Annotated in this window: 17 protein-coding genes; 12 read left to right on the top strand and 5 right to left on the bottom strand. The window is 71.3% G+C overall.

The annotated features are described in order from the left end of the window. Window positions 1-3: 3 nt before the first annotated feature. The 4 genes from rutD to ASD47_RS23615 all read right to left on the bottom strand — a co-directional run bounded on the left by rutD (window position 4) and on the right by ASD47_RS23615 (window position 3,992). Window positions 4-822, bottom strand: a complete 819-nt coding sequence (rutD, locus tag ASD47_RS23630) for a pyrimidine utilization protein D (protein WP_056762052.1) — start codon at window positions 820-822, stop codon at window positions 4-6. Continuing rightward, on the bottom strand, window positions 822-1,211 hold the full coding sequence (gene rutC, locus ASD47_RS23625) for a pyrimidine utilization protein C (protein ID WP_056762051.1): 390 nt from the start codon (window positions 1,209-1,211) through the stop codon (window positions 822-824). The genes rutD and rutC overlap by 1 nt, the downstream gene beginning before the upstream one ends. Before the next feature lie 144 nt (window positions 1,212-1,355). Next, a complete protein-coding gene (rutB, locus tag ASD47_RS23620) occupies window positions 1,356-2,054 on the bottom strand; it encodes a pyrimidine utilization protein B (protein WP_056762049.1) in 699 nt (232 codons plus the stop codon). Between the two features lie 291 nt (window positions 2,055-2,345). Beyond that, a complete protein-coding gene (locus tag ASD47_RS23615) occupies window positions 2,346-3,992 on the bottom strand; it encodes a sensor histidine kinase (RefSeq protein WP_235526171.1) in 1,647 nt (548 codons plus the stop codon). Between the two features lie 253 nt (window positions 3,993-4,245). Here ASD47_RS23615 and ASD47_RS23610 point away from each other — a divergent pair, with 253 nt between their 5' ends. The 4 genes from ASD47_RS23610 to ASD47_RS23595 all read left to right on the top strand — a co-directional run bounded on the left by ASD47_RS23610 (window position 4,246) and on the right by ASD47_RS23595 (window position 8,019). Beyond that, a complete protein-coding gene (locus ASD47_RS23610; protein WP_056762046.1) occupies window positions 4,246-4,545 on the top strand; it encodes a hypothetical protein in 300 nt (99 codons plus the stop codon). Window positions 4,546-4,795: 250 nt separating this feature from the next. Next, on the top strand, window positions 4,796-5,251 hold the full coding sequence (locus ASD47_RS23605; protein WP_056762044.1) for a hypothetical protein: 456 nt from the start codon (window positions 4,796-4,798) through the stop codon (window positions 5,249-5,251). Window positions 5,252-5,375: 124 nt separating this feature from the next. Then, window positions 5,376-6,968: a fatty acid--CoA ligase gene (locus tag ASD47_RS23600; RefSeq protein WP_056762043.1), complete on the top strand. Its 1,593-nt coding sequence runs from the start codon at window positions 5,376-5,378 to the stop codon at window positions 6,966-6,968. A 160-nt stretch (window positions 6,969-7,128) separates the two neighbouring features. Continuing rightward, on the top strand, window positions 7,129-8,019 hold the full coding sequence (locus ASD47_RS23595; protein WP_082564770.1) for an oxygenase MpaB family protein: 891 nt from the start codon (window positions 7,129-7,131) through the stop codon (window positions 8,017-8,019). A 144-nt stretch (window positions 8,020-8,163) separates the two neighbouring features. Here ASD47_RS23595 and ASD47_RS23590 read toward each other — a convergent pair whose 3' ends face one another. After that, window positions 8,164-8,397, bottom strand: coding sequence for a hypothetical protein (locus tag ASD47_RS23590; RefSeq protein WP_056762041.1), 234 nt, complete (start codon window positions 8,395-8,397; stop codon window positions 8,164-8,166). A 106-nt stretch (window positions 8,398-8,503) separates the two neighbouring features. Between ASD47_RS23590 and ASD47_RS23585 the strand changes: the two genes are divergently transcribed. The 8 genes from ASD47_RS23585 (at window position 8,504) to ASD47_RS28045 (ending at window position 19,644) form a co-directional block, all read left to right on the top strand. Then, window positions 8,504-10,804, top strand: a complete 2,301-nt coding sequence (locus ASD47_RS23585) for a glycoside hydrolase family 3 N-terminal domain-containing protein (RefSeq protein ID WP_082564769.1) — start codon at window positions 8,504-8,506, stop codon at window positions 10,802-10,804. 52 nt (window positions 10,805-10,856) lie between these two features. After that, window positions 10,857-11,312 (top strand): VOC family protein, encoded by a 456-nt coding sequence (locus ASD47_RS23580; RefSeq protein ID WP_056762039.1) that lies wholly within the window; start codon window positions 10,857-10,859, stop codon window positions 11,310-11,312. Window positions 11,313-11,411: 99 nt separating this feature from the next. After that, window positions 11,412-12,347 (top strand): Gfo/Idh/MocA family protein, encoded by a 936-nt coding sequence (locus ASD47_RS23575; protein ID WP_056762038.1) that lies wholly within the window; start codon window positions 11,412-11,414, stop codon window positions 12,345-12,347. Window positions 12,348-12,466: 119 nt separating this feature from the next. Continuing rightward, window positions 12,467-14,236 (top strand): type I secretion system permease/ATPase, encoded by a 1,770-nt coding sequence (locus tag ASD47_RS23570; protein ID WP_056762036.1) that lies wholly within the window; start codon window positions 12,467-12,469, stop codon window positions 14,234-14,236. Beyond that, window positions 14,233-15,606: an HlyD family type I secretion periplasmic adaptor subunit gene (locus ASD47_RS23565; RefSeq protein ID WP_056762034.1), complete on the top strand. Its 1,374-nt coding sequence runs from the start codon at window positions 14,233-14,235 to the stop codon at window positions 15,604-15,606. The genes ASD47_RS23570 and ASD47_RS23565 overlap by 4 nt, the downstream gene beginning before the upstream one ends. A 601-nt stretch (window positions 15,607-16,207) precedes the next feature. After that, window positions 16,208-17,227 carry a helix-turn-helix domain-containing protein gene (locus tag ASD47_RS23560; protein WP_056762033.1) on the top strand — a complete coding sequence of 340 codons (1,020 nt, stop codon included), beginning with the start codon at window positions 16,208-16,210 and terminating at the stop codon, window positions 17,225-17,227. Window positions 17,228-17,344: 117 nt separating this feature from the next. Beyond that, window positions 17,345-18,067, top strand: a complete 723-nt coding sequence (locus ASD47_RS23555; protein WP_082564768.1) for a response regulator transcription factor — start codon at window positions 17,345-17,347, stop codon at window positions 18,065-18,067. Further along, window positions 18,064-19,644 carry a HAMP domain-containing sensor histidine kinase gene (locus ASD47_RS28045; protein WP_056762032.1) on the top strand — a complete coding sequence of 527 codons (1,581 nt, stop codon included), beginning with the start codon at window positions 18,064-18,066 and terminating at the stop codon, window positions 19,642-19,644. Before ASD47_RS23555 ends, ASD47_RS28045 begins: the two co-directional genes overlap by 4 nt. The last annotated feature ends 44 nt before the right edge of the window (window positions 19,645-19,688 follow it).

Here is a 19,688-nt window from a genome sequence, read left to right as displayed (position 1 = left end):
GGGTTATTCCCCCCGTTGAAGGTCGCCGCCGAGAAAGCTCAGTAGGCGTGAATTGAACGCTTCCGCCGCGGTGACGGTGAAGCCGTGGCCGCCCCAGGGGGCGATGTCGAGCGTGGCGTTGGGCAGGCGCTCGGCCAGGCGGCGCGAGCAGGCCAGGGGCACCAGCATGTCGTCGGCGCTGGCGCTGACCAGCACCGGGCAGAGGATCCGTTCCAGGTCGGCGTCGATGTCGAAGTGGAGCAGGGCCTGGATGCGGGCCCGCATGACGTCCGGGTCCGGGAAGCCGTGGATGTGGTGGACCTCCTCGGCCTCCAGCCGGGCGTGATTGGCGCTCAGCCAGTCGGCCGGATAGAGGAAGATCGGCTGGGCGTGCACATAGGCCGCGATGCCGGTGTTGTTCAGCAGGGCCAGGCGGGTGTCGAAGCAGCGCTTGATGTGCGGGTCGGGTCGAGACCAGCCGTTGACCACCACCAGCTTGTCGATGCGGTCCGGATGGTCCAGCGCCAGGGCCAGGCCGGCGTTGCCGCCCGCCGCGTGGCCGACCACGTGGGCGCGCTCCAGGCCCAGGGCGTCCATGACCTTGACGATGTCCTCGGCCATGGCGGCGACCTTGTAAGGCCCGGCGGGCAGTTCCCGCACGCTGCGGCCCGTGCCGCGATGGTCGTACAGCACCACGCGGAATCGGCTCAGCAGCGCCGCCATCTGCGGCGCCCAGAAGGCCCCGGAACCGCCCAGGCCGGCCGACAGGATCACCGTCGCGCGGCCGGCCGCCGGTCCGCCGTGGACCTCGTAGTACAGGCCGTCGACGGTCCCGGACTGCATCAGCGCTTGCCGATGTGGGCGACGCTGGCGATCTCGACCACGAAGCCGGGCTTCACCAGGCCGCACTGGATGCAGTAGCGGGCCGGCTTGTCGCCGGGGAAGTACTCGGCATAGACCTTGTTGATCGTCTGGTAGTTGGACCAATCGGTCAGGAAGATGTGGTTCATGGTCACGTCGTCCATGGTCCCGCCGGCGGTCTCGATCACCGACTTGATGGTCTCCAGCACCTGGCGGGTCTGGGCCTCGGCGTCGTCGGGGAAAGCGACGTTGTTGTCCTTGTCGAAGGCCAGGGTGCCCGAGACATAGACGATCCCGTCGGCCAGCGTGCCCGGCGAGAACGGGGCGATGGGCGTGCCCGTGCCGGGCGGGATGATGACGGTCTTGGGCATATCTCGTTTTCCTTAGTGTTTGCGAGGCCCTGCGTCCTTCGAGGCCGCTTCGCGGCGCCTCAGGATGAGGAATTCAGAAGGCTCAAAAGGTCCTCATCCTGAGGCGCGAGGCGTAGCCGAGCCTCGAAGGACGCACGGCGCTGGTCACGCGCCTTCCCGCTGCCCGACCGCTCCCTTGAAATCGGCCGTGGTCGAGACCCAGCCGAAGAACGTCTCGATGTTGTAGAGCGCCGCCTGCTGGACGAACTCGGGACCCGCCTGGTGGGTCGCGTCCTCCAGCACTGTGCCGAAATATTCCAGGAAGAAGCCGTCGCGCAGGGTCGACTCCACGCAGACATTGGTGGCGATGCCGACGAACACCAGGTGGCGCACGCCGCGCGAACGCAGCACGCTGTCCAGCTGGCTGTTGAAGAAACCGCTGTAGCGGGTCTTGTGCAGTTGGATGTCGCCGGGCTGGGGTTTCAGGTCGTCGACCAGCTCGTAGTCCCAGGTGCCGCGCGCCAGCAGCTTGCCCTGCAGCTCGGGCCGGGCGCGCATGGTCTTCAGGGCGTTGGACTTGTGCCAGTTGGGCGAGCCGGGGCCGCCGGCCTCGACATAGTCGCTGTCCCAGCCGTTCTGGAAATAGATCACCGGCATGCCCGCGCCGCGGGCCACGTCCAGCACGCCCTTGATCTTGTCGATCACCGCCGCCGCGCCGCTGATGTCGAAGCCGGCCAGGTCCAGATAGCCGCCGGGCGAGGCGTAGGCGTTCTGCATGTCGATGACGATCACCGCGGTCTTGTCGACCGGCAGGGCGATCGGCTCGGGCCGGGCCGGCAGCATCAGGGCGTCGGGTGTCGTCATGGGCCCAATCCTTGCGCGGGACCTTCCCCACGGGGTGAGCGACGCAGGTAAGACCATCGCGAAGCCGGGCGCAATCGATCGATGATCGGCGAACCGCAATTGCCCCGCCGGGCGCCTAAGTCTTGGGCTAATTCAGAAACGACTTACTAAATGTCGTCCGCTGCGCAGCGGTTCGGTGGGACCCGACGCGGTGCGTGGTCCTCGTCCTTCGACAGGCTCAGGATGAGGACCATTACGGCTCGGCGGTAGAAAACCTCATCCTGAGCTTGTCGAAGGACGAGGTTTTCGGCTTCAGGGAAGTGTCGACCCTTCCCGCCCTTCCGCTTCCTGCTCGTCCGGCCGGCGCAGCGACAGGGTCAGGACGCAGACCAGGCCGCTGGGCCGGTAGTCGGCCCGCGCCTCGCCGGCCAGGTCGGACTTCAGGGTAGCGGCGATCAGGCGCGAGCCGAAGCCCTTGCGGGCCGGCGGCGAGACGGGGGGGCCGCCGCGCTCCTCCCAGTGCAGGGTCAGCCGGTGCGGCGCGCCGGGATCGACGTGCCAGACCACCGTCACCGCGCCGCCGGGAAGCGACAGGGCCCCGTACTTGCCGGCGTTGGTGCCCAGCTCGTGGAACACCATCGATAGGGCCAGGGCGGCGTTGGGCGTCAGGGCGACCGGCGGGCCGGCCAGGATCGTCCGGTCCAGATAGGGCTCGAGGGTCTCCTCCAGGATCTCCTGGAGGTCGGCGCCCTCCCAGACGCTCCGGGTCAGCAGGTCATGGGCGCGGGCCAGGGCCATGATGCGCTCGTTGAAGGCCTGAAGGCCGGGCGTGTCGGCCGGCCGGCCCAGGCTTTGCCGGGCCAGGGACTGCACCGTGAACAGGGTGTTCTTCACCCGGTGGTTCAGCTCGTTGATCATCAGTTGCTGGCGCTGGTGGGCGCGCAGCTCCTCGGCCTCGCGGGCCCGCAGTTGGACCGACGCGTCATGCAGGGCCGCCCGCACCTCGGCGATCTCCTGGAAGCGATCCCCGATCGCGGCGATCTCCTCGCCCGCCGCCACGGCCTTGGCGTCGGCGCTCAGGCCGCGCACGGCCGCCGAAATGTCCTGCGAGACCGTCAGGGCCACCGCCACTCCGATGATCAACAGCACCAGGCTAGCCAGGGTCAGTCCGCCCACCGACGACCAGTTGGCCCGGCTCAGCTCGGTCCGGGGCACGCCGACGATGAAGGCCCAGCCGCTGGTGGGCGATCGGCTGAAGGCCGAGAGGGTCGGCGTGCCGTCCAGCGTATGGCTCAGCGCCACGCCCTCGCTGCCCCGCGCCATGGCCTGGCGCATCTCGCCGCTGACCTGGCGGCCCTGGAAGCGCTTCAGGTCCTTGGAGCGCGCCACCACCGAGGCGTTGCGGTCGACGATGCTGGCCGTCCAGCTGGGCGGGATGTTCTGGTTGGCGAAGATCGTCGCGAAGGCCTCGGGCGTCTGGATATAGGCCAGGTCGCGCAGCTGGCCGTCGACGATCACCGGCATGTCGATCGACACGAAGGCGGGCGCCGAGCCGTCGTCCTTTCGCACGATCAGGTTCGAGACCGAGGTGCGGCCCGCGCGGATGGTCCGCCAGCGGTCGTCCGGGAGGCGGGCCCGGGGCAGGGGAGCGCCGGGGGACAGGCGGGTGTTGACCAGTTGCCGGTCGCCGTCGATCAGCACGATCCAGCCGTCGCCGCCCTGCACGGCCGCCCGGGCCTGGCGCTCGAACGCCGGAATGTCGCCGGCGATCAGGGCCGGCGACACCGCCAGGGTCTGCAGGACGCTCTGGCCCTGGCCGATCTGCCGGTCGGTGGCCAGCACCAGGGCGCGGGTGGTGGCGATCAGCTGCCGCTCGTACCGGGCCCGGCTCTCGCCGAACTCGGCGCGGGCCAGCAGCACCATGAACAGCACGGCCGGCAGCACCAGGCTGAGCGCCATCAGCAGCAGCCGCCGGCGCACCGTGCCGGCGGCGGGCGAGAGCGACGACGATGCGGGGGGGGAGGCGACCGGGTCTGGCAAGGCGAACGGGCTCATCCTGCGGGCTGGACGCAACAGAAGGCCGCCGCCGCGCCGGGTCAAGCGGTTAGCCGACAGAGCGCTGAAGGGGCGATGGAGCAACCTTTGGCGGCCCGCGGGGTTCCCTGACCACCCACGGCAAAGATGTCGGGGACCTTTTGGGAGACTTCACAGCATGCGTATCGTGACCATCGCGGCCGTCGCCGCCCTCGCCATCGGCGCCGCGGCCTGCCAGCCCAAGGCTGAAAAGGCCAACGAAGCCGCCGCCGACGCCACCGCGGCCGCCGCCTCCAGCCAGCAGGCCGCCGACGCCGCCGCCCAGGCCGCCAACGCCAGCACCACCGCCGCCCAGACCGGCGACACGGCCGGCGCCAAGGCCGCTGGCGACACCGCCGCCGCCGCGGGCGACACCGCCGAGAAGGCCGGTGACCAGGCCAAGGACGCGGGCCACGACGCCAAGGACGCCGCCCACTAGGGCGCTTCGACCCTCAAGGCTGTGCGTGGTCCTCGTCCTTCGACAAGCTCAGGATGAGGACCATGTGCAGGCTTGGCAGTCGAAAACCTCATCCTGAGCTTGTCGAAGGACGAGGTTTTCGCCCTCGGGGATTGAAGGGCGACGCCCTAAGGCGCTCGTCTCCAGTTTCCAGAAGGGCCGGCTCCGCCACGCGGGGCCGGCCTTTTTCATGCGGGCGGAGCGAAGGCCGGGCGGGCGGCGTTGTCCCTCCATGCCCAAGACGCGCCCCCAAACCCGCAAGCCCCGCCGCAAGGCGACGTCCGCCGGCGCCTTCGCCCTGGCCAGCGCCAGCGCCGAACTGGCCCTGGCCTCACTGCGGGTGATCGACGCCCGTACGCCGATGATCGTCGCGGCGGTCCGCGACCCGATGCGCGGCAACTATGCCGAGCTGACGCGGATGGTTTCCGAGAAGCCGCTGGCCTTCGCCCAGGGCGCGGCCGCGGCGGGCCCGGCCTGGCTGGCCATGGCCGCGGAGTCCAACCGCTACCTGGCCCAAGCCTGGAAGGCGCCGCGCGCCGGCCTCGCGCCGGCCCTGGACGCCTCGCTCGGCGCGATGGCCTTCTGGGCGCGGATGATGTCGCTGGGGGTGGCCTGGCAGTCGGCGATGCTGGCCCCGATCCACGCCGCCGCCACGGCCAACGCCCGGCGCCTGGGGGCCAAGACCTGACGGAACCCGGCGCCGCGCCGCGTTTTTCCCCTAGCCGCGCGCCGGAAATGGCCCCCATCCTGGCGGCGGATCAACCCGAAGGCGACGCAGATCGCCTCGGACCGCGCGAGGAGACCCGCCCACCATGTCCGGACCCGCCGTCGATTTCGATCGCCTGACGACCCTGGGCGACGTCGCCCGCTATCACCGCGAGGTCCGGCCCGAGGCGACGGCCCTGGTGTTCGAGGGCCGCGCCACCAGCTTCGCCCAGTTCGACCGCAACACCGACCAGGTCGCCAACGCCCTGCTGGCCGAGGGCTTGGTCAAGGGCGACCGCATCGCCTATGTCGGCAAGAACAGCGACCACTATTTCGAGCTGCTGTTCGGTGCGGCCAAGGCCGGGGTGGTGCTGGCCCCGATCGGCTGGCGGCTGGCCCCGCGCGAGATCGCCTACATCCTGGGCGACGCCGAGGCGCGGATGGTGTTCGTCGGCCCCGAGCTCCTGGCCCATGTCCGCGACGTGGCCGTGCTGATGCTGGATCACCCGATCGTCGTGGCCATGGAGGCCAATGACTATGGGCATCCGGTGTTCGAAGCCTGGCGCGACGCGGCGGGAGGCGAGCGGCCGGACGTGGCGATCACCTCGGCCGACGTCGCGGTCCAGCTCTACACCTCGGGCACCACGGGTCGGCCCAAGGGCGCGATGCTGACCCACGCCAATATCCTGGTCCCCCGCCGGCTGGCCGCCCAGGCCGACCTCGACTGGAACCGCTGGGGCCCGGAGGACGTCAGCTTGGTGGCCATGCCGGTGGCACATATCGGCGGCACGGGCTGGGGCGTGGTCGGGCTGATCAACGGCGCCAAGGGCGTGGTGGCCCGCGAGTTCGACCCGACCAAGGTGCTGGACTTCATCGAGAAGGACCGGGTCTCCAAGATGTTCATGGTGCCCGCCGCCTTGCAGGTGGTGGTGCGGCTGCCCCGCGCCCGCCAGGTCGACTACAGCCGCCTGACCCACATCCTGTACGGCGCCGCGCCGATCCCGCTGGACCTGCTGCGCGAGTGCGTCGCGGTGTTCGGCTGCGGCTTCGTCCAGCAGTACGGCATGACCGAGACGACCGGCACGGTGGTCTATCTGCCGCCCGAGGACCACGATCCGGACGGCGGCGTCCGCATGCGGTCGGCCGGCCTGCCCATGCCGGGCGCCGAGTTGAGAATCCTCGACGAGCACGGCCAGGTCCTGCCGCCGGGCGAGGTCGGCGAGGTGGCGGTGCGCTCGCCCGCCAACATGGCCGGCTACTGGAAGCTGCCCGAGGCGACAGCCCTGGCCGTCGACGCCGACGGCTGGCTGCGGACCGGCGACGCCGGCTATCTCGACGCCGACGGCTATCTGTTCATCCACGACCGGGTGAAGGACATGATCATCTCGGGCGGCGAGAACATCTATCCGGCCGAGGTCGAGAGCGCGGTCTACGGCCATCCGCACGTGGCCGAGGTGGCGGTGATCGGCGTGCCCGACGACACCTGGGGCGAGGCGGTCAAGGCGGTGGTCGCCCTCAAGCCCGGCGCGCCCGAGGATCCGGCCGACATCATCGCCTTCGCCAAGGGCCGCATCGCCGGCTTCAAGGCGCCCAAGACCGTCGACTTCATCGGCGCCCTGCCGCGCAACGCCTCGGGCAAGATCCTGCGGCGGGAACTGCGCGAGCCGTACTGGGCGGGCAAAAGCCGACGGGTGAATTAGGGTTGCTTGCTCGGTCAGGGGGCGAATTCCTCGTCCTTCGACAGGCTCAGGACGAGGCATTCGAGTTCATCGCCGCGAAACTAGCCCTCATCCTGAGCTTGTCGAAGGACGAGGGCGGCCCGCCAATGGCGGCCGGTTTAGCGTTCGGAAGGAAGACCTGATGGCGGATGGCCCCGGTCGCATCGCGGGTCTCATCCAGGGCCTCTACCAGCCCGAGGGGGCTCCGCGGGTTGACTTCCGCCGGCCGGCCGGCGAACCGGCCCTGGCCGCGCCGGACTCGGTGTCGTGGCGGGTGTTCAAGAACCCGGTCGCGCTGTTCGTCGGCGGGGTGAGCGCGGTGATCCTGGAACTGGCCGAGCCGCGCGTGCGCACCGGGGTCTGGGAGCATTCCAGCTTCCGGACCGATCCGCTGCCGCGCCTGAAACGCACCGGCCTGGCGGCGATGGTCACGGTCTATGGCGCGCGTTCGACGGCCGAGGCGATGATCGCCGGCGTGCGGCGGATGCACGACCGGGTGGCCGGCGACACCCCGGCCGGAGCGGCCTACCAGGCCAACGACGTCGAGCTGCTGGACTGGGTCCAGGCCACGGCCAGCTTTGGTTTCCTGGAGGCCTACCACGCCTATGTCCGACCGCTGAGCGCCGCCGACCGCGACCGCTTCTACGCCGAGGCCGCGCCGGCCGCGGCGCTGTACGGGGCGCTCGGGGCGCCGGCTTCGGTGGCCGGGTGGGAGACGCATCTGGCCGCCATGCTGCCCAGGCTGGAGCGGCACGGGATCGTCCTGGAGTTCCTGGCGCTGATGCGCAAGACCGCGATCCTGCCGGCCCCGCTGCGCGGCCTGCAGGGGGCGCTGATCCGGGCGGCGGTGGCGATCACGCCGGCCGAGGTGCGGGCTGTGGTCGGGCTGGGCCGAGAGTGGGACCTCGGCCCCGTCGAGGGCCGCCTGCTGCGGCTGGCCGGCGCGGCCGCAGACCGCCTGCCGATCCAGGGCGCGCCGCCGGTCGAGGCCTGCCTGCGGATGGGGCTGCCGGGGGATTATCTGTATTCCTGATCCCTCCCCCGTGGGGGAGGCGATCGCGCAGCGATCGGTGGGGGGAGTTTTGGGGTCGTCGATCCGGGGTGTTGGTCGCCGGCCGATCACTCCCCCCACCGTCAGCTCGCCGACACCTCCCCCACAGGGGGAGGGCCTGGCGCGTCAATCCGTCCGCCCCTGGTGCTCCACATGCCCCTCGCGCACCTCCGTCCGGGAGAACACCTCCTCCTGGCCGTCCTGCAGCAGTTCTTCGGCGTCGGCCTTGTCCTGCTCGGCCTGGGCCAGGACCAGGCGCAGGGCCTCGACCTCGGTCGGGGCCTCGACCACGACGCTGCGCAGGGGGGCTTGCGGCGGGGCGTCGCCGAGACGGACATCGATGCGCCAGCGGGTGGTCATGAGCGTGTCTCCAAGGTTGAAGGCGTGGGGTCGCCCCTCAGATAACGCACCATTGCACCCGACGGCGTTTCTGGCGAGTTTGCCGCGATTCAGTGCGGGAGGCTTCATGGCGACGGGTGGCGGGCGACAGGGTCCGGAGCGGCAGGGGGGCGTCGACCGGCGGACGGTCCTGGCCGGCGCCACGGGCCTGGCGGGGTTCGCCCTGGCCGGAGCGGGCGCGGCCCGCGCCGCCTCGCCCCGGGTCGAGGCCCTGATCGGCCGGATGACCATCGAGGAAAAGGCCGGCCAGCTGTCGTGCTATTCCGACATGATCCGGCCGCCGGTCGGCGACATCAATCCGCTGGTCAACCAGCGCAACACCGAGCAGATCCTGGCCGACATCCGCGTCGGCCGGGTCGGCGTGCTGATGAACGGCGTCGGGGTCGAGGGCGCGCTGCGGGCCCAGACCGCCGCCGTCGAGCAGTCGCGCCTGAAGATCCCGCTGCTGTTCGCCGCCGACGTGATCCACGGCTTCAAGACCGTCTATCCGATCCCCCTGGCCGAGGCGGCCAGCTTCGACCCCGACCTGGCCGAGCGCACGGCCCGGGCGGCGGCGGTCGAGGCCTCGTCCTACGGCAACCACTGGACCTTCGCCCCGATGGTCGACGTGGCCCGCGACCAGCGCTGGGGCCGAGGCGCCGAGGGCTCGGGCGAGGACGTGTTCCTGGGCGAGGTCATGGCCCAGGCCCGGGTGCGCGGCTTCCAGGGCCGCGACCTGACCGCGCCCGACAGCCTGCTGTCGACCGCCAAGCACTTCGCCGCCTACGGCGCGGTGTCGGCGGGACTGGACTACAACACGGTCGACATCTCCGAGGAGACCCTGCGCGAGGTGCACCTGCCGCCGTTCAAGGCCGCCTTCGACGCTGGCTGCCTGGCGGTGATGTCGGCCTTCAACGACATCAACGGCGTGCCGGCCACGGCCAACCGGCATCTGCTGACCGACATCCTGCGCGGCGAGTGGAACTTCAAGGGCGTGGTGATCTCCGACTACACCGCCGACCAGGAGCTGGTGGCCCACGGCTACGCCGCCGACGACAAGGACGCCGCTCGCCTGGCGATCCTGGCCGGGGTCGACATCAGCATGCAGAGCGGCCTCTACAGCCGCTACCTGCCCGAGCTGGTCGCCCAGGGCCTGGTTCCGATGGCCGCCGTCGACAACGCCGTGCGCCGGGTGCTGAGCCTGAAGGAGGCCCTGGGCCTGTTCGACCGGCCCTACCGCTCGATCGACGCCAAGGCCCAGGCCGCCAACACCGCCACCCCGGCCATGCGGGCGCTCTCCCGCGAAGCCGGCGCGCGGTCGATCGTGCTGCTGAGGAACGACGGCGGCCTGCTGCCCCTGCCGAGCCGGGGCAAAAGGATCGCCCTGATCGGCCCGTTCGCCGACGACCGCGACAACATCCTGGGGCCCTGGGCCTTCTTCGGCGACAAGAGCCTGGGCGTCGATCTGGCGACCGGGATCCGCGAGGCGATGGCCGACCCCTCGCAGCTGACCATCGCCCGGGGCTGCGACGTCGAGAACGCCATCCCCGGCGGCTACGACCAGGCCGTGGCCGCCGCGCGCGCCGCCGACCTGGTGCTGCTGGCCGTCGGCGAGAGCCAGAACATGTCGGGAGAGGCCCAGTCGCGCACCGAGATCGGCCTGCCGCGCGTCCAGCAGCAGCTGGCCGAGCTGGTCGGGGCCGTGGGCAAGCCGACGGTGGTGCTGCTGCGCCACGGCCGGGCCCTGGTGCTGGAGGGGGCGGTCAAGGCCGCGCCGGCCGTGCTGGCGACCTGGTTCCTGGGCACCGAGACCGGCCACGCGGTGGCCGATGTGCTGTTCGGCAAGGTCAATCCTTCGGCCCGGCTGCCGGTCAGCTTCCCGCACGAGAGCGGTCAGGAGCCCTACACCTACAATCACCGGACCACCGGCCGTCCCGCGCCGCAGGCCGACGACAGCCAGGAGTACAAGGCCCGCTGGCGCACCACCCGCAACGAGGCGCTGTACCCGTTCGGCCACGGCCTGTCCTACACCAGCTTCGCGCTCAGCGACGTGCGGCTGTCGACCACCCGCCTGGCCTGGAACGACAAGCTGTCGATCACGGTCACCGTCGCCAACACCGGCCGGGTGGCGGGCGAGCATGTGGTCCAGCTCTATGTCCGCGACCGGGTGGCCAGCCGCACGCGGCCGGTGCGCGAGCTCAAGCGCTTCGTGCGGGTGGCGCTGAAGCCGGGCGAGCGGCGCGACGTGCGCTTCAGCCTCGAGCGCGGATCGCTGATGTTCGTCGGCGACAACGACCGCTGGATCGCCGAGCCGGGGATGTTCGACCTGTGGGTGGCCAACAGCGCCGTCGACGGCCTGGCGGCGAGCTTCGAGTTGTTGGGCGCCTAGGGGCGGAGCGACGCTCGGCGGGTGCGACACCCTCAGGAACTGGACCGAAATCATGACCAAAAGCCAACTTCTGCGCATGGACAATATCGGCGTCGTGGTGGACTCCCTCGATGACGCCGTCGCCTTCTTCACCGAGCTTGGCCTGACGCTCGAGGGGCGGGGCACGGTGGAAGGCGAATGGGCCGGACGCATCACCGGGCTGGGTGATCAACGCGTCGAGATCGCCATGATGGTCACGCCCGATGGCCACAGCCGCCTCGAGCTCTCGCGTTTTCTGGCGCCGTCCGTCGTCGCCGATCACCGGAACGCCCCTGTGAACGCCCTCGGCTACCTGCGCGCCATGTTCACGGTGAGCGACATCGACGACATCCTGGCCAGGCTCGGCAAGCACGGCGCGCAGCTGGTCGGCGAAGTGGTTCAGTACGAGAACGCGTATCGGCTCTGCTACATCCGCGGCCCTGAAGGTCTTCTCATCGGGCTGGCCGAACCGCTCGGCGGCGATCGGTAGCGGTCGACGGAGAGCCTTGAGCCTCACTGGCCGTTTGACATCCCAACCGCCACCGAGCATTTATCCTACAAATAGCGTTTTCCAGAGTCGCGAGGCCTCATGACCGCCGCCACACCCATCCGCGTGGCCCTGATCGGCCTGGGCAAGATCGCCCGCGACCAGCACCTGCCGGCCATGGCCGCCGACCCGCGGTTCGCGCTGGTCGCGGTGGTCAGCCGCCACGCGCAGCAGCCTGGTCTGCCCAGCTTCCACACGTTCGACGACCTGCTGGCCAGCGGCGTGGCCTTCGACGCCGTGGCCCTGTGCACCCCGCCCCAGGTGCGCCACGGCCTGGCCCGCCAAGCTCTCGAAACCGGCAAGCATGTGATGCTGGAAAAGCCGCCCGGCGCGACGCTCAGCGAGGTCGAGGACCTGCGCCAGGTCGCCGACGCCCGAGGCGTGACCCTGCAGGCCACCTGGCATTCGCGCTACGCCCCCGCCGTCGCCCCGGCCCGGGCCTGGCTTGAAGGCCGGACGATCACCGCCGCCCGGATCCACTGGCGCGAGGACGTCCGGGTCTGGCATCCGGGCCAGGACTGGATCTGGGAGCCGGGCGGGCTGGGGGTGTTCGATCCCGGCATCAACGCCCTGTCGATCGCCACCGCCGTGCTGCCGCGTCCGTTCTTCCTGACGGAGGCGACCCTGCACGTGCCCGAAAACCGCCAGTCGCCGATCCAGGCGCAGCTGGCCTTCGTCGATACCCTAGGCGTGCCGGTCACCGCCGAATTCGACTTCCTGCAGACCGGTCCCCAGAGCTGGGACATCGAAGTCGACACCGACGGCGGCGCCCTGCGCCTGTCGCACGGCGGGGCTCGGCTGTGGATCGACGGCGCCCTGGTCCACGAACAGCCCGAGGCCGAATATCCGGGCCTCTACGCCCGCTTCGCCGAGCTGATCGCCGCCGGCCAGTCGGACGTCGACGTGACGCCGCTGCGCCACGTGGCCGACGCTTTCCTGCTCGGCCGGCGGGTCGCGGCGCCTGCTTTCATCGAGTAGGGCGCCGGTCTCGAGCTTTCGACGCAACGACCTTCTTGCATAATCACGGGCCGAGACGTTAGGTACCGGCCAGGGGTATGGGGCCTTCGTGCGGCGAAGTGGGCCCATAGGAGAGACGCGTGAAGTTCCTGGACGCTCCGTTGCCGCCGCCGCTGGTCGCGGCCCTGCGCGCGTGCCGGCCGCACCTGATGGCCGCCGCCGTGTTCAGCGCGCTGATCAACATCCTTTTGCTAGCGCCGACCATCTACATGATGCAGGTCTACGACCGGGTCGTGCCGACCGAGGGCCGGCTGACCCTGCTGTATCTGACCCTGGTGGTAGCCTTCGCCCTGGGCACCCAGACGGCGCTGGAATCGGTGCGCTCGCGCCTGCTGACCTTGGCCGGGCTGCGCCTGGACCGGCTGCTGGCCGGCGGTATCCTGCAGAAGCTGATGAGCGCCATGGCGCCCGGGGCCTCGGCCCAGGGCATGCGCGAGTTCGACATCGTGCGCCAGGCCCTGTCGGGCCCGGTGGCCGTGGCCGCCTTCGACATCCCGTGGACGCCGATCTACGTGCTGGTCGCCTTTATGATCCATCCGGCGCTGGGGGCGATGACCATCGTCGGCGGCGTGGTGCTGGTGGTGCTGGCGGTGCTCAACGAGCGGGCCACCCGCGCGCGGGCTCGCGAAGCCTTCGTCGCCCAGTCCCAGGCCTACGCGTCGCAGGAAGCGGCCGCGGCCAATGGCGAAGTGGTGCGCGCCCTGGGCATGCGCGGCGCCCTGCGCGAGCGCCAGCTGGCGGACCGCCGGGCGGGGCTGGACCTGTCGGCCAAGGCCCAGTTCACCGGCGGCGGCTATTCGGCGGCCACCAAGTTCACCCGCATGTTCCTGCAGTCGGCGGCCCTGGGCCTGGGCGCGTGGCTGGCGGTCGACAAGCAGATCTCGGCCGGGGCGATCATCGCCGCCTCGGTGCTGATGAGCCGGGCCCTGCAGCCGATCGAGCAGCTGGTCGGCTCCTGGGGCGTGGTCGGCCAGGCGCGCGGCGCGCTGAACAACCTGATCAAGCTGTTCCCGGCCGGCCGGGGCCTGGAAGTGTCGGGCACCCAGCTGCCCGCGCCCAGCGGAGCCCTGGCCCTGGAGCAGGTGGCGGTGCGCGCGCCCGGCGAAGGTCCGGTGCTGCTGCGCGGCGTCAGCCTGCGGCTGACCCCGGGCGAGATCCTAGGCGTGATCGGTCCCAGCGGCGCCGGCAAGACCACCCTGGCGCGGGTGGCGGCCGGGGCGATGACCCCCGAGGTCGGCGTGGTGCGGCTGGACGGCGCCAACATGACCGATTGGGATGGCGACCGGCTGGGCCGCTACATCGGCTATGTGCCGCAGGACTCGGGCCTGTTGGCCGGCTCGATCAAGGACAACATCTCGCGCTTCGCCATCTGGGCCGGGGGCGATCCGGCCATCGTCGACGCCGAGGTGGTGACCGCGGCCCAGGCGGCGGGCGTGCACGAGCTGATCCTGCGCCTGCCCAAGGGCTATGACACCGTCCTGGGCGCCGGCGGGCGCGGGCTGTCGGCCGGCCAGGCCCAGCGCGTGGCCCTGGCCCGGGCCCTCTACGGTCAGCCGCCGCTGCTGATCCTGGACGAGCCCAACTCGGCCCTCGACGCCGATGGCGAGGCGGCGCTGAACAACGCCATCCTGGCCGCCAAGGCGCGGGGCGCGGCGATCCTGATCGTCGCCCACCGCACCGGTATCCTCAATGTCGCCGACCGCCTGCTGGTGCTGCGGGAAGGCCAGGTCGAGATGATCGGTCCGCGCGCCGAGGTCGTGGCCAAGATGGCCGCCGCGGCCCAGGCCGCCGCCCAGGCTCCGGGCAAGCCCGGCTCGACCGTCACCCCTCTGCAGGCCGCCAAGCCATGACCGACGCCACCTTCCAGGCCCCCGGGACCGCCGGCGAGGCCGCCGCCAAGATCCCGCCGCGCCTTTCGGACGACCCGGTGCGCATCATCCGGATCGGGGCCGGGGTGGCGGGCCTGTTCTTCGTCGGCTTTCTGGGCTGGGCGGCCCTGGCGCCGCTGGACGCCGGGGCCTACGCCCACGGGGTGGTCGCCGTGGCTGGCAACCGCCAGGCGGTGCAGAGCCGCGAGGGCGGGGTGGTCACCGCCATCCGGGTGGTCGAGGGCCAGAGCGTGGTCAAGGGCCAGATCCTGGTGGAGCTGTCGGCCTCGGAGCTGCGGGCCAGCGAGCGCGGCATGACCGGCGAGGTCCTGACCCTGCTGGCTCAGCGCGCCCGGCTGGTCGCCGAGCGCGACCGCCTGCCGACCATCGCCGCGCCGCCGGAGTTCGCCGACCTCACGCCGGAGGACAAGCCCCTGGCCGACGACGCCCTGCGCCTGCAGCGTCAGCAGTTCCAGGCTCGCCGCAGCTCGCTGCAGACCCAGCGCGGGGTGCTCAACCAGCGTGTCCTGCAGCTGAGCCAGCAGAGCAGCGGCGCCGAGCGCCAGTTGGACGCCAACCGCGAGCAGCAGAAGCTGATCGAGGAGGAGCTGAAGGGCGTGCAGGAGCTGGCCGCCAAGGGCTTCGCGCCCAAGACCCGGGTCCTGGCCCTGCAGCGCAGCGCCGCCTCCCTGACCGGGGAGGACGGGGCCTATCGCGCCCAGATCGCCCGCTCGGCCGAACAGATCGGCGAGACCAAGCTGCAGACCCTGTCGCTGGAGCGCCAGATGATGGAGGAGGTCTCCGGCCAGCTGCGCGACGTGCAGGTGCGGCTGGACGACCTGCAGCCCAAGGTGCTGGCCGCCCGCGAGCAGCTGGCCCGGGCCACGGTCCGCGCCCCGTCCGGCGGCAAGGTGGTGGGACTGAACGTCTTCACGGTGGGCGGCGTGGTCGCCCCCGGGCAGACCCTGATGGAGATCGTGCCGCAGGACCGGCGGCTGGTGATCCAGGCCAAGGTCTCGCCCAATGACGCCGACGACCTCAAGCCCGGCCAGAAGACCCAGATCCGCTTCACGTCCCTGCACGAACGCGACCTGCCGCTGCTGAACGGCACCCTGACCGAGCTGTCGGCCGACAGCTTCACCGACGAGAAGACCGGCGTGCAGTACTTCCGCGCCGAGGTCTCGGCCCCGCCCGAGGAACTGGACAAGATCCGCAAGATCCGCGGCGCCCAATCGGGCCTGCAGGCCGGCCTGCCGGTCGAGGTGCTGATCCCGCTGCGCAAGCGCTCGGCCCTGGCCTATCTGGTCGAGCCGATGTTCCAGACCTTCTGGCGGATGGGCCGCGAGCACTAGCTCGACACGCCGCTCCGGGGCCGAACACCTCGTCCTTCGACAAGCTCAGGATGAGGTGGTCGACTGACGAGCCTGTAGATGGTCCTCATCCTGAGCTTGTCGAAGGACGAGGACCACGCACGGCTGATACGCCGACCGCCCTAAGGCATCGGCGTTGAAGCTCAGGGAGAGGCTTCATTTTCCTTGTCATTCGGGAAGCACGCGGCGATGTGCGGGACGCAACCAGCGCTCATCGCCAGACCATAAAAAAGGCGGGCCTCCCCAAGGCCCGCCTTTAGTTTTAGGTCCCCCTCGGGACGTGGGCGACGCTGGTCGCGCGACCTCCCCCAAGGTCTCGCGGTGCGTCGTTCTCCAAGCCGATGGCCTAGCGCCCGAGCCTCGGTCGGCCGGGTCGCGGCCGCGCCGATCGCCGACCGGCGTTCGTCCGAAGCAGCCGACACCTGTAAGGCTTTGTGCGGCGCGGGCCTTACATGCCGGTTCCATTTTCTTGATCCCTTGTCTCAAAGGAAAACGCCGCTCTCGCGCGGCGCCCCGCGCGGTGCGACGAACGCCCGCATTGGCGAATATGGTCAATGCGTGATTGTGCCTTGGGGGAGGCCACATGAATCATCCTTTGGACCCGCCCGCCGAAACACTGTTTCGGCTGGGGCGGACGAACTTCAGCACCCGGAGCGTCCCGCCCGAGCAGCGGCACGACCATTACCGGCGGGAAGTGCTGACGGCGCTCGACGCGCGCGACCCGGAACCGGGGTTCACGGCCAGCATCACCGCGCTGCGCCTGGGGCCCCACGCCTTCTACGTCACCGAGACCGGCGGCCAGACGATGTTCCGCACGCCGCAGATGATCGCCGCCGACGGCCTCGACCACTACATCGTCCAGTTCAACATCGCCGGCTCGCACACCGGCGACTTCGACGGCGTGCCGTTCTCGTTCGGTCCGGGCGAGGTGGGGATCTGCGACCTGTCGCGGCCGATGCTGATGCACAGCACCGCGGTCAAGGTGCTGACCACCTTCCTGCCGCGCGCCGAGGTCGAGGCCGTGGCGCCGAACATCGCGCTGCACGGCATGGTGCTGGACGCCAATCGCGCCGGCCTGCTGATCGAGCACCTGACAGCGGTGACCCGCTGGTTCCCGCAGCTGTTGCCCCAGACCCTGCCGGGCATCACCCGCGCCACGATCGAACTGCTGGGCGCGTGCCTGGCCATGGAGGCGGGGCGGGCCGATTTCGGCATGCGCGAGTCGCCGGTGCTGCTGCGGGCCCGGGCCTATGTCGAGCACAACCTGCTGGAGCCCAGCCTCAACCCCGCCAGGATCAGCGAGGCGCTGGGCGTGTCGCGCTCGACGCTCTACCGCCTGTTCGAGCCCCTGGGCGGGGTGACGGCCTATATCTGGGAGCGCCGCCTGCACCTGGCCCGCGCGGCGCTGCTGGACCCCAAGCGCGGCCGGCGGATCAGCGAGATCGCCTTCCAGTGCGGCTTCAGCAGCGAGGCCCATTTCAGCCGCAGCTTCCGCAAGGCGTTCAACATCCGCCCCAGCGACCTGCGCTCGCTGCAGCCCAGCCTGGGCGAGGAGCCCGACACGCCGTTCGCCAAGTGGACCGACGCGGCCACGGGGACCTGAGTGCGCACCCTCTCCCGATGGGAGAGGGCGCACACCGGGCCCCTGCACCGAATCTGCACGGCAAACGCGCCGATCCGCCCCGCCGTCCCGGTTGACCCCGCACGCGGAGCGCTGAACATGGGCGACATGCAGCGCACGATCCTGGTCGTCGACGACGACCCCCACATCCGCCAGCTCCTGGTGTTCGCCCTGGCCAAGGCCGGGCTCGAGACCCGCGAGGCGGCCGACGGCGAGGCGGCCCTGGCGGCCGTGGCCGAGCGGACGCCCGACCTGGTGGTGCTGGACATCAATATGCCGCGCCTGGACGGGCTGGAGGTCTGCCGCCGGCTGCGGGCCCGGGGCGACCTGCCGATCCTGTTCCTCAGTTCGCGCGACGACGAGATCGACCGGGTGCTGGGCATCGAGCTGGGGGCCGACGACTATGTGGTCAAGCCGTTCAGCCCGCGCGAGGTGACGGCCCGCGTCCAGGCCATCCTGCGCCGGGCCGGCGGCAAGGGCGCCGAGGCCGCCCCGGCCGACGGCCGCATCGTCCGCGGCCGGCTGAGCCTGGATCCCGAGGCCTGGAGCGCGGCCTGGGCCGACGGCCAGGTGTCGCTGACCGTCACCGAGTTCACGATCCTCAAGACCCTGGCCGCCACCCCGACCAAGGTGTTCAGCCGCGACGCCATCATCGACCGCCTGCGCGGCCCGGGCTTCGCGGTGACCGACCGCACGATCGACAGCCATGTGCGCAACCTGCGGGCCAAGTTCGCCGGCGTGGGCGGGCACGACGTGATCGAGACCCGGGCCGGCATCGGCTACCGCCTGGGCGCCTGCCAGGGCGTCGGCGTCGGCGGATGAGCGCCGGGCTGGGGGCGTGGCTGCGGCGCTGGTGGCCGGCCCTGCGCCTGCGGACCATCCTGCTGACCGTGCTGCTGTTCGCCGCCGCCATGCCGGCCATCGGGGCGGTGTTCCTGCGCACCTACGAGAACACCCTGGTGCGCCAGACCGAGGCCGAGCTGACCTCGCAGGGCGCGGCCCTGGCCTCGGCCGCGGCCAACCTGTGGCCGGGGGCGGTGCGCGACCTGACCCCGGCCGACCCCGACGCCCGCGACGACCCCGGCTACTACCGTCCCGAATCGACCAGCGTCGACCTGCGCAGCTCGCCCCTGCTGCCCGAGCGACCGGCCGCGACGCCCGGTCCGGCCGCCGACCCGACGGCCGAGACGGCCGCGCAGGTGCTGGAGCCGATCTTCGACCAGACCAGCCGCAGCACCCTGGCCTCGATCCTGATCGTCGACCGCCACGGCGTCGTCGTGCGGGGCCTGGGGCAGGGCGGCAGCCTGGCGGCCCTGCCGGAGATCCAGGCGGCGCTGCAGGGCCGTTCGCGCACGGTCCTGCGCCGCAACGGGGCCTATCACCCGCGCTATTCGTTCGAGTGGCTCAGCCGCGCCTCGGCCGTGCGCCTGCACCATGCCCGGCCGGTGGTCGTCAACGGCCGGGTCGTAGGCGCGCTGCTGCTGTCGCGCTCGCCCCGGGCGCTGTTCCGCGGCGTCTACCAGGACCGGGGCAAGCTGCTGGTCGGGGCGGCGGCGACGATCCTGCTGCTGGTGCTGCTGTCGGGCCTGGTGTCGCGCGGCGTGACCCGGCCGATCGAGGCGCTGAGCGCCGCCACCCGCAGCGTGGCCGCCGGCCAGGGCAGCGTGCCCGACACCCCCGCCACCGCCGCCCTGGAGATCCGCGACCTTTACCAGGACTTCCGGGTGATGGCCGACGCCATCGCCGTGCGCTCGCGCTACCTGCGCGACTTCGCCGCCGCCGTCAGCCACGAGTTCAAGACGCCGCTGGCCGGGATCACCGGCGCGGTCGAGCTGCTGGACGACCACTTCGACACCATGACCCCGGACGAGCGCCGGCGGTTCCTCGGCAACATCTCGGCCGACAGCGCCCGGCTGTCGCAGCTGGTCGGCCGGCTGATGGACCTGGCGCGGGCCGACATGGCCATGCCGCAGGCGGGGGTGGCGTCCGAGCTGGCCCCGGCCGCGCGGCGGGTAGCCGACGCCCAGGGCCGCGACATCGCCGTGGTCCTGGACCTGCCGGACGGCCTGCCCCTGGTCGCCGCCCCCGAGGCCACGGTCGAGGCGGTGCTGACGACGCTGGTCGAGAACAGCCGCCAGGCCGGGGCGAAGGCGGTGCGGATCGCCGCGGCGGTGGTCGACGACGAGGTGGTGCTGCGGGTGTCGGATGACGGCCCCGGCGTCCCGGCCGCCGATCGCGACCGCCTATTCGAACCGTTCTTCACCAGCCGCCGCGAGACGGGCGGGACGGGGCTGGGCCTGTCGATCGCGCGGTCGCTGTTGGCCGCGAGTTCGGGGCGGATCGGGCTGGTGGAGGGCGAGGCGGGGGCGGTGTTCGAGGTGGGGTTGGCTAGGGGCTGAGGGGCGGGTTGGGCGACTGGCTAGTCGTGCTTCGCTCCCTCACG

It is taken from the genome of Caulobacter sp. Root1472, from assembly GCF_001426985.1.
In the GTDB taxonomy this organism is placed as follows: Bacteria; Pseudomonadota; Alphaproteobacteria; order Caulobacterales; family Caulobacteraceae; genus Caulobacter; species Caulobacter rhizosphaerae.
The sequence above is the reverse complement of the archived record's forward strand: the minus strand, read 5'-3'. Positions and strand labels throughout refer to the sequence as shown.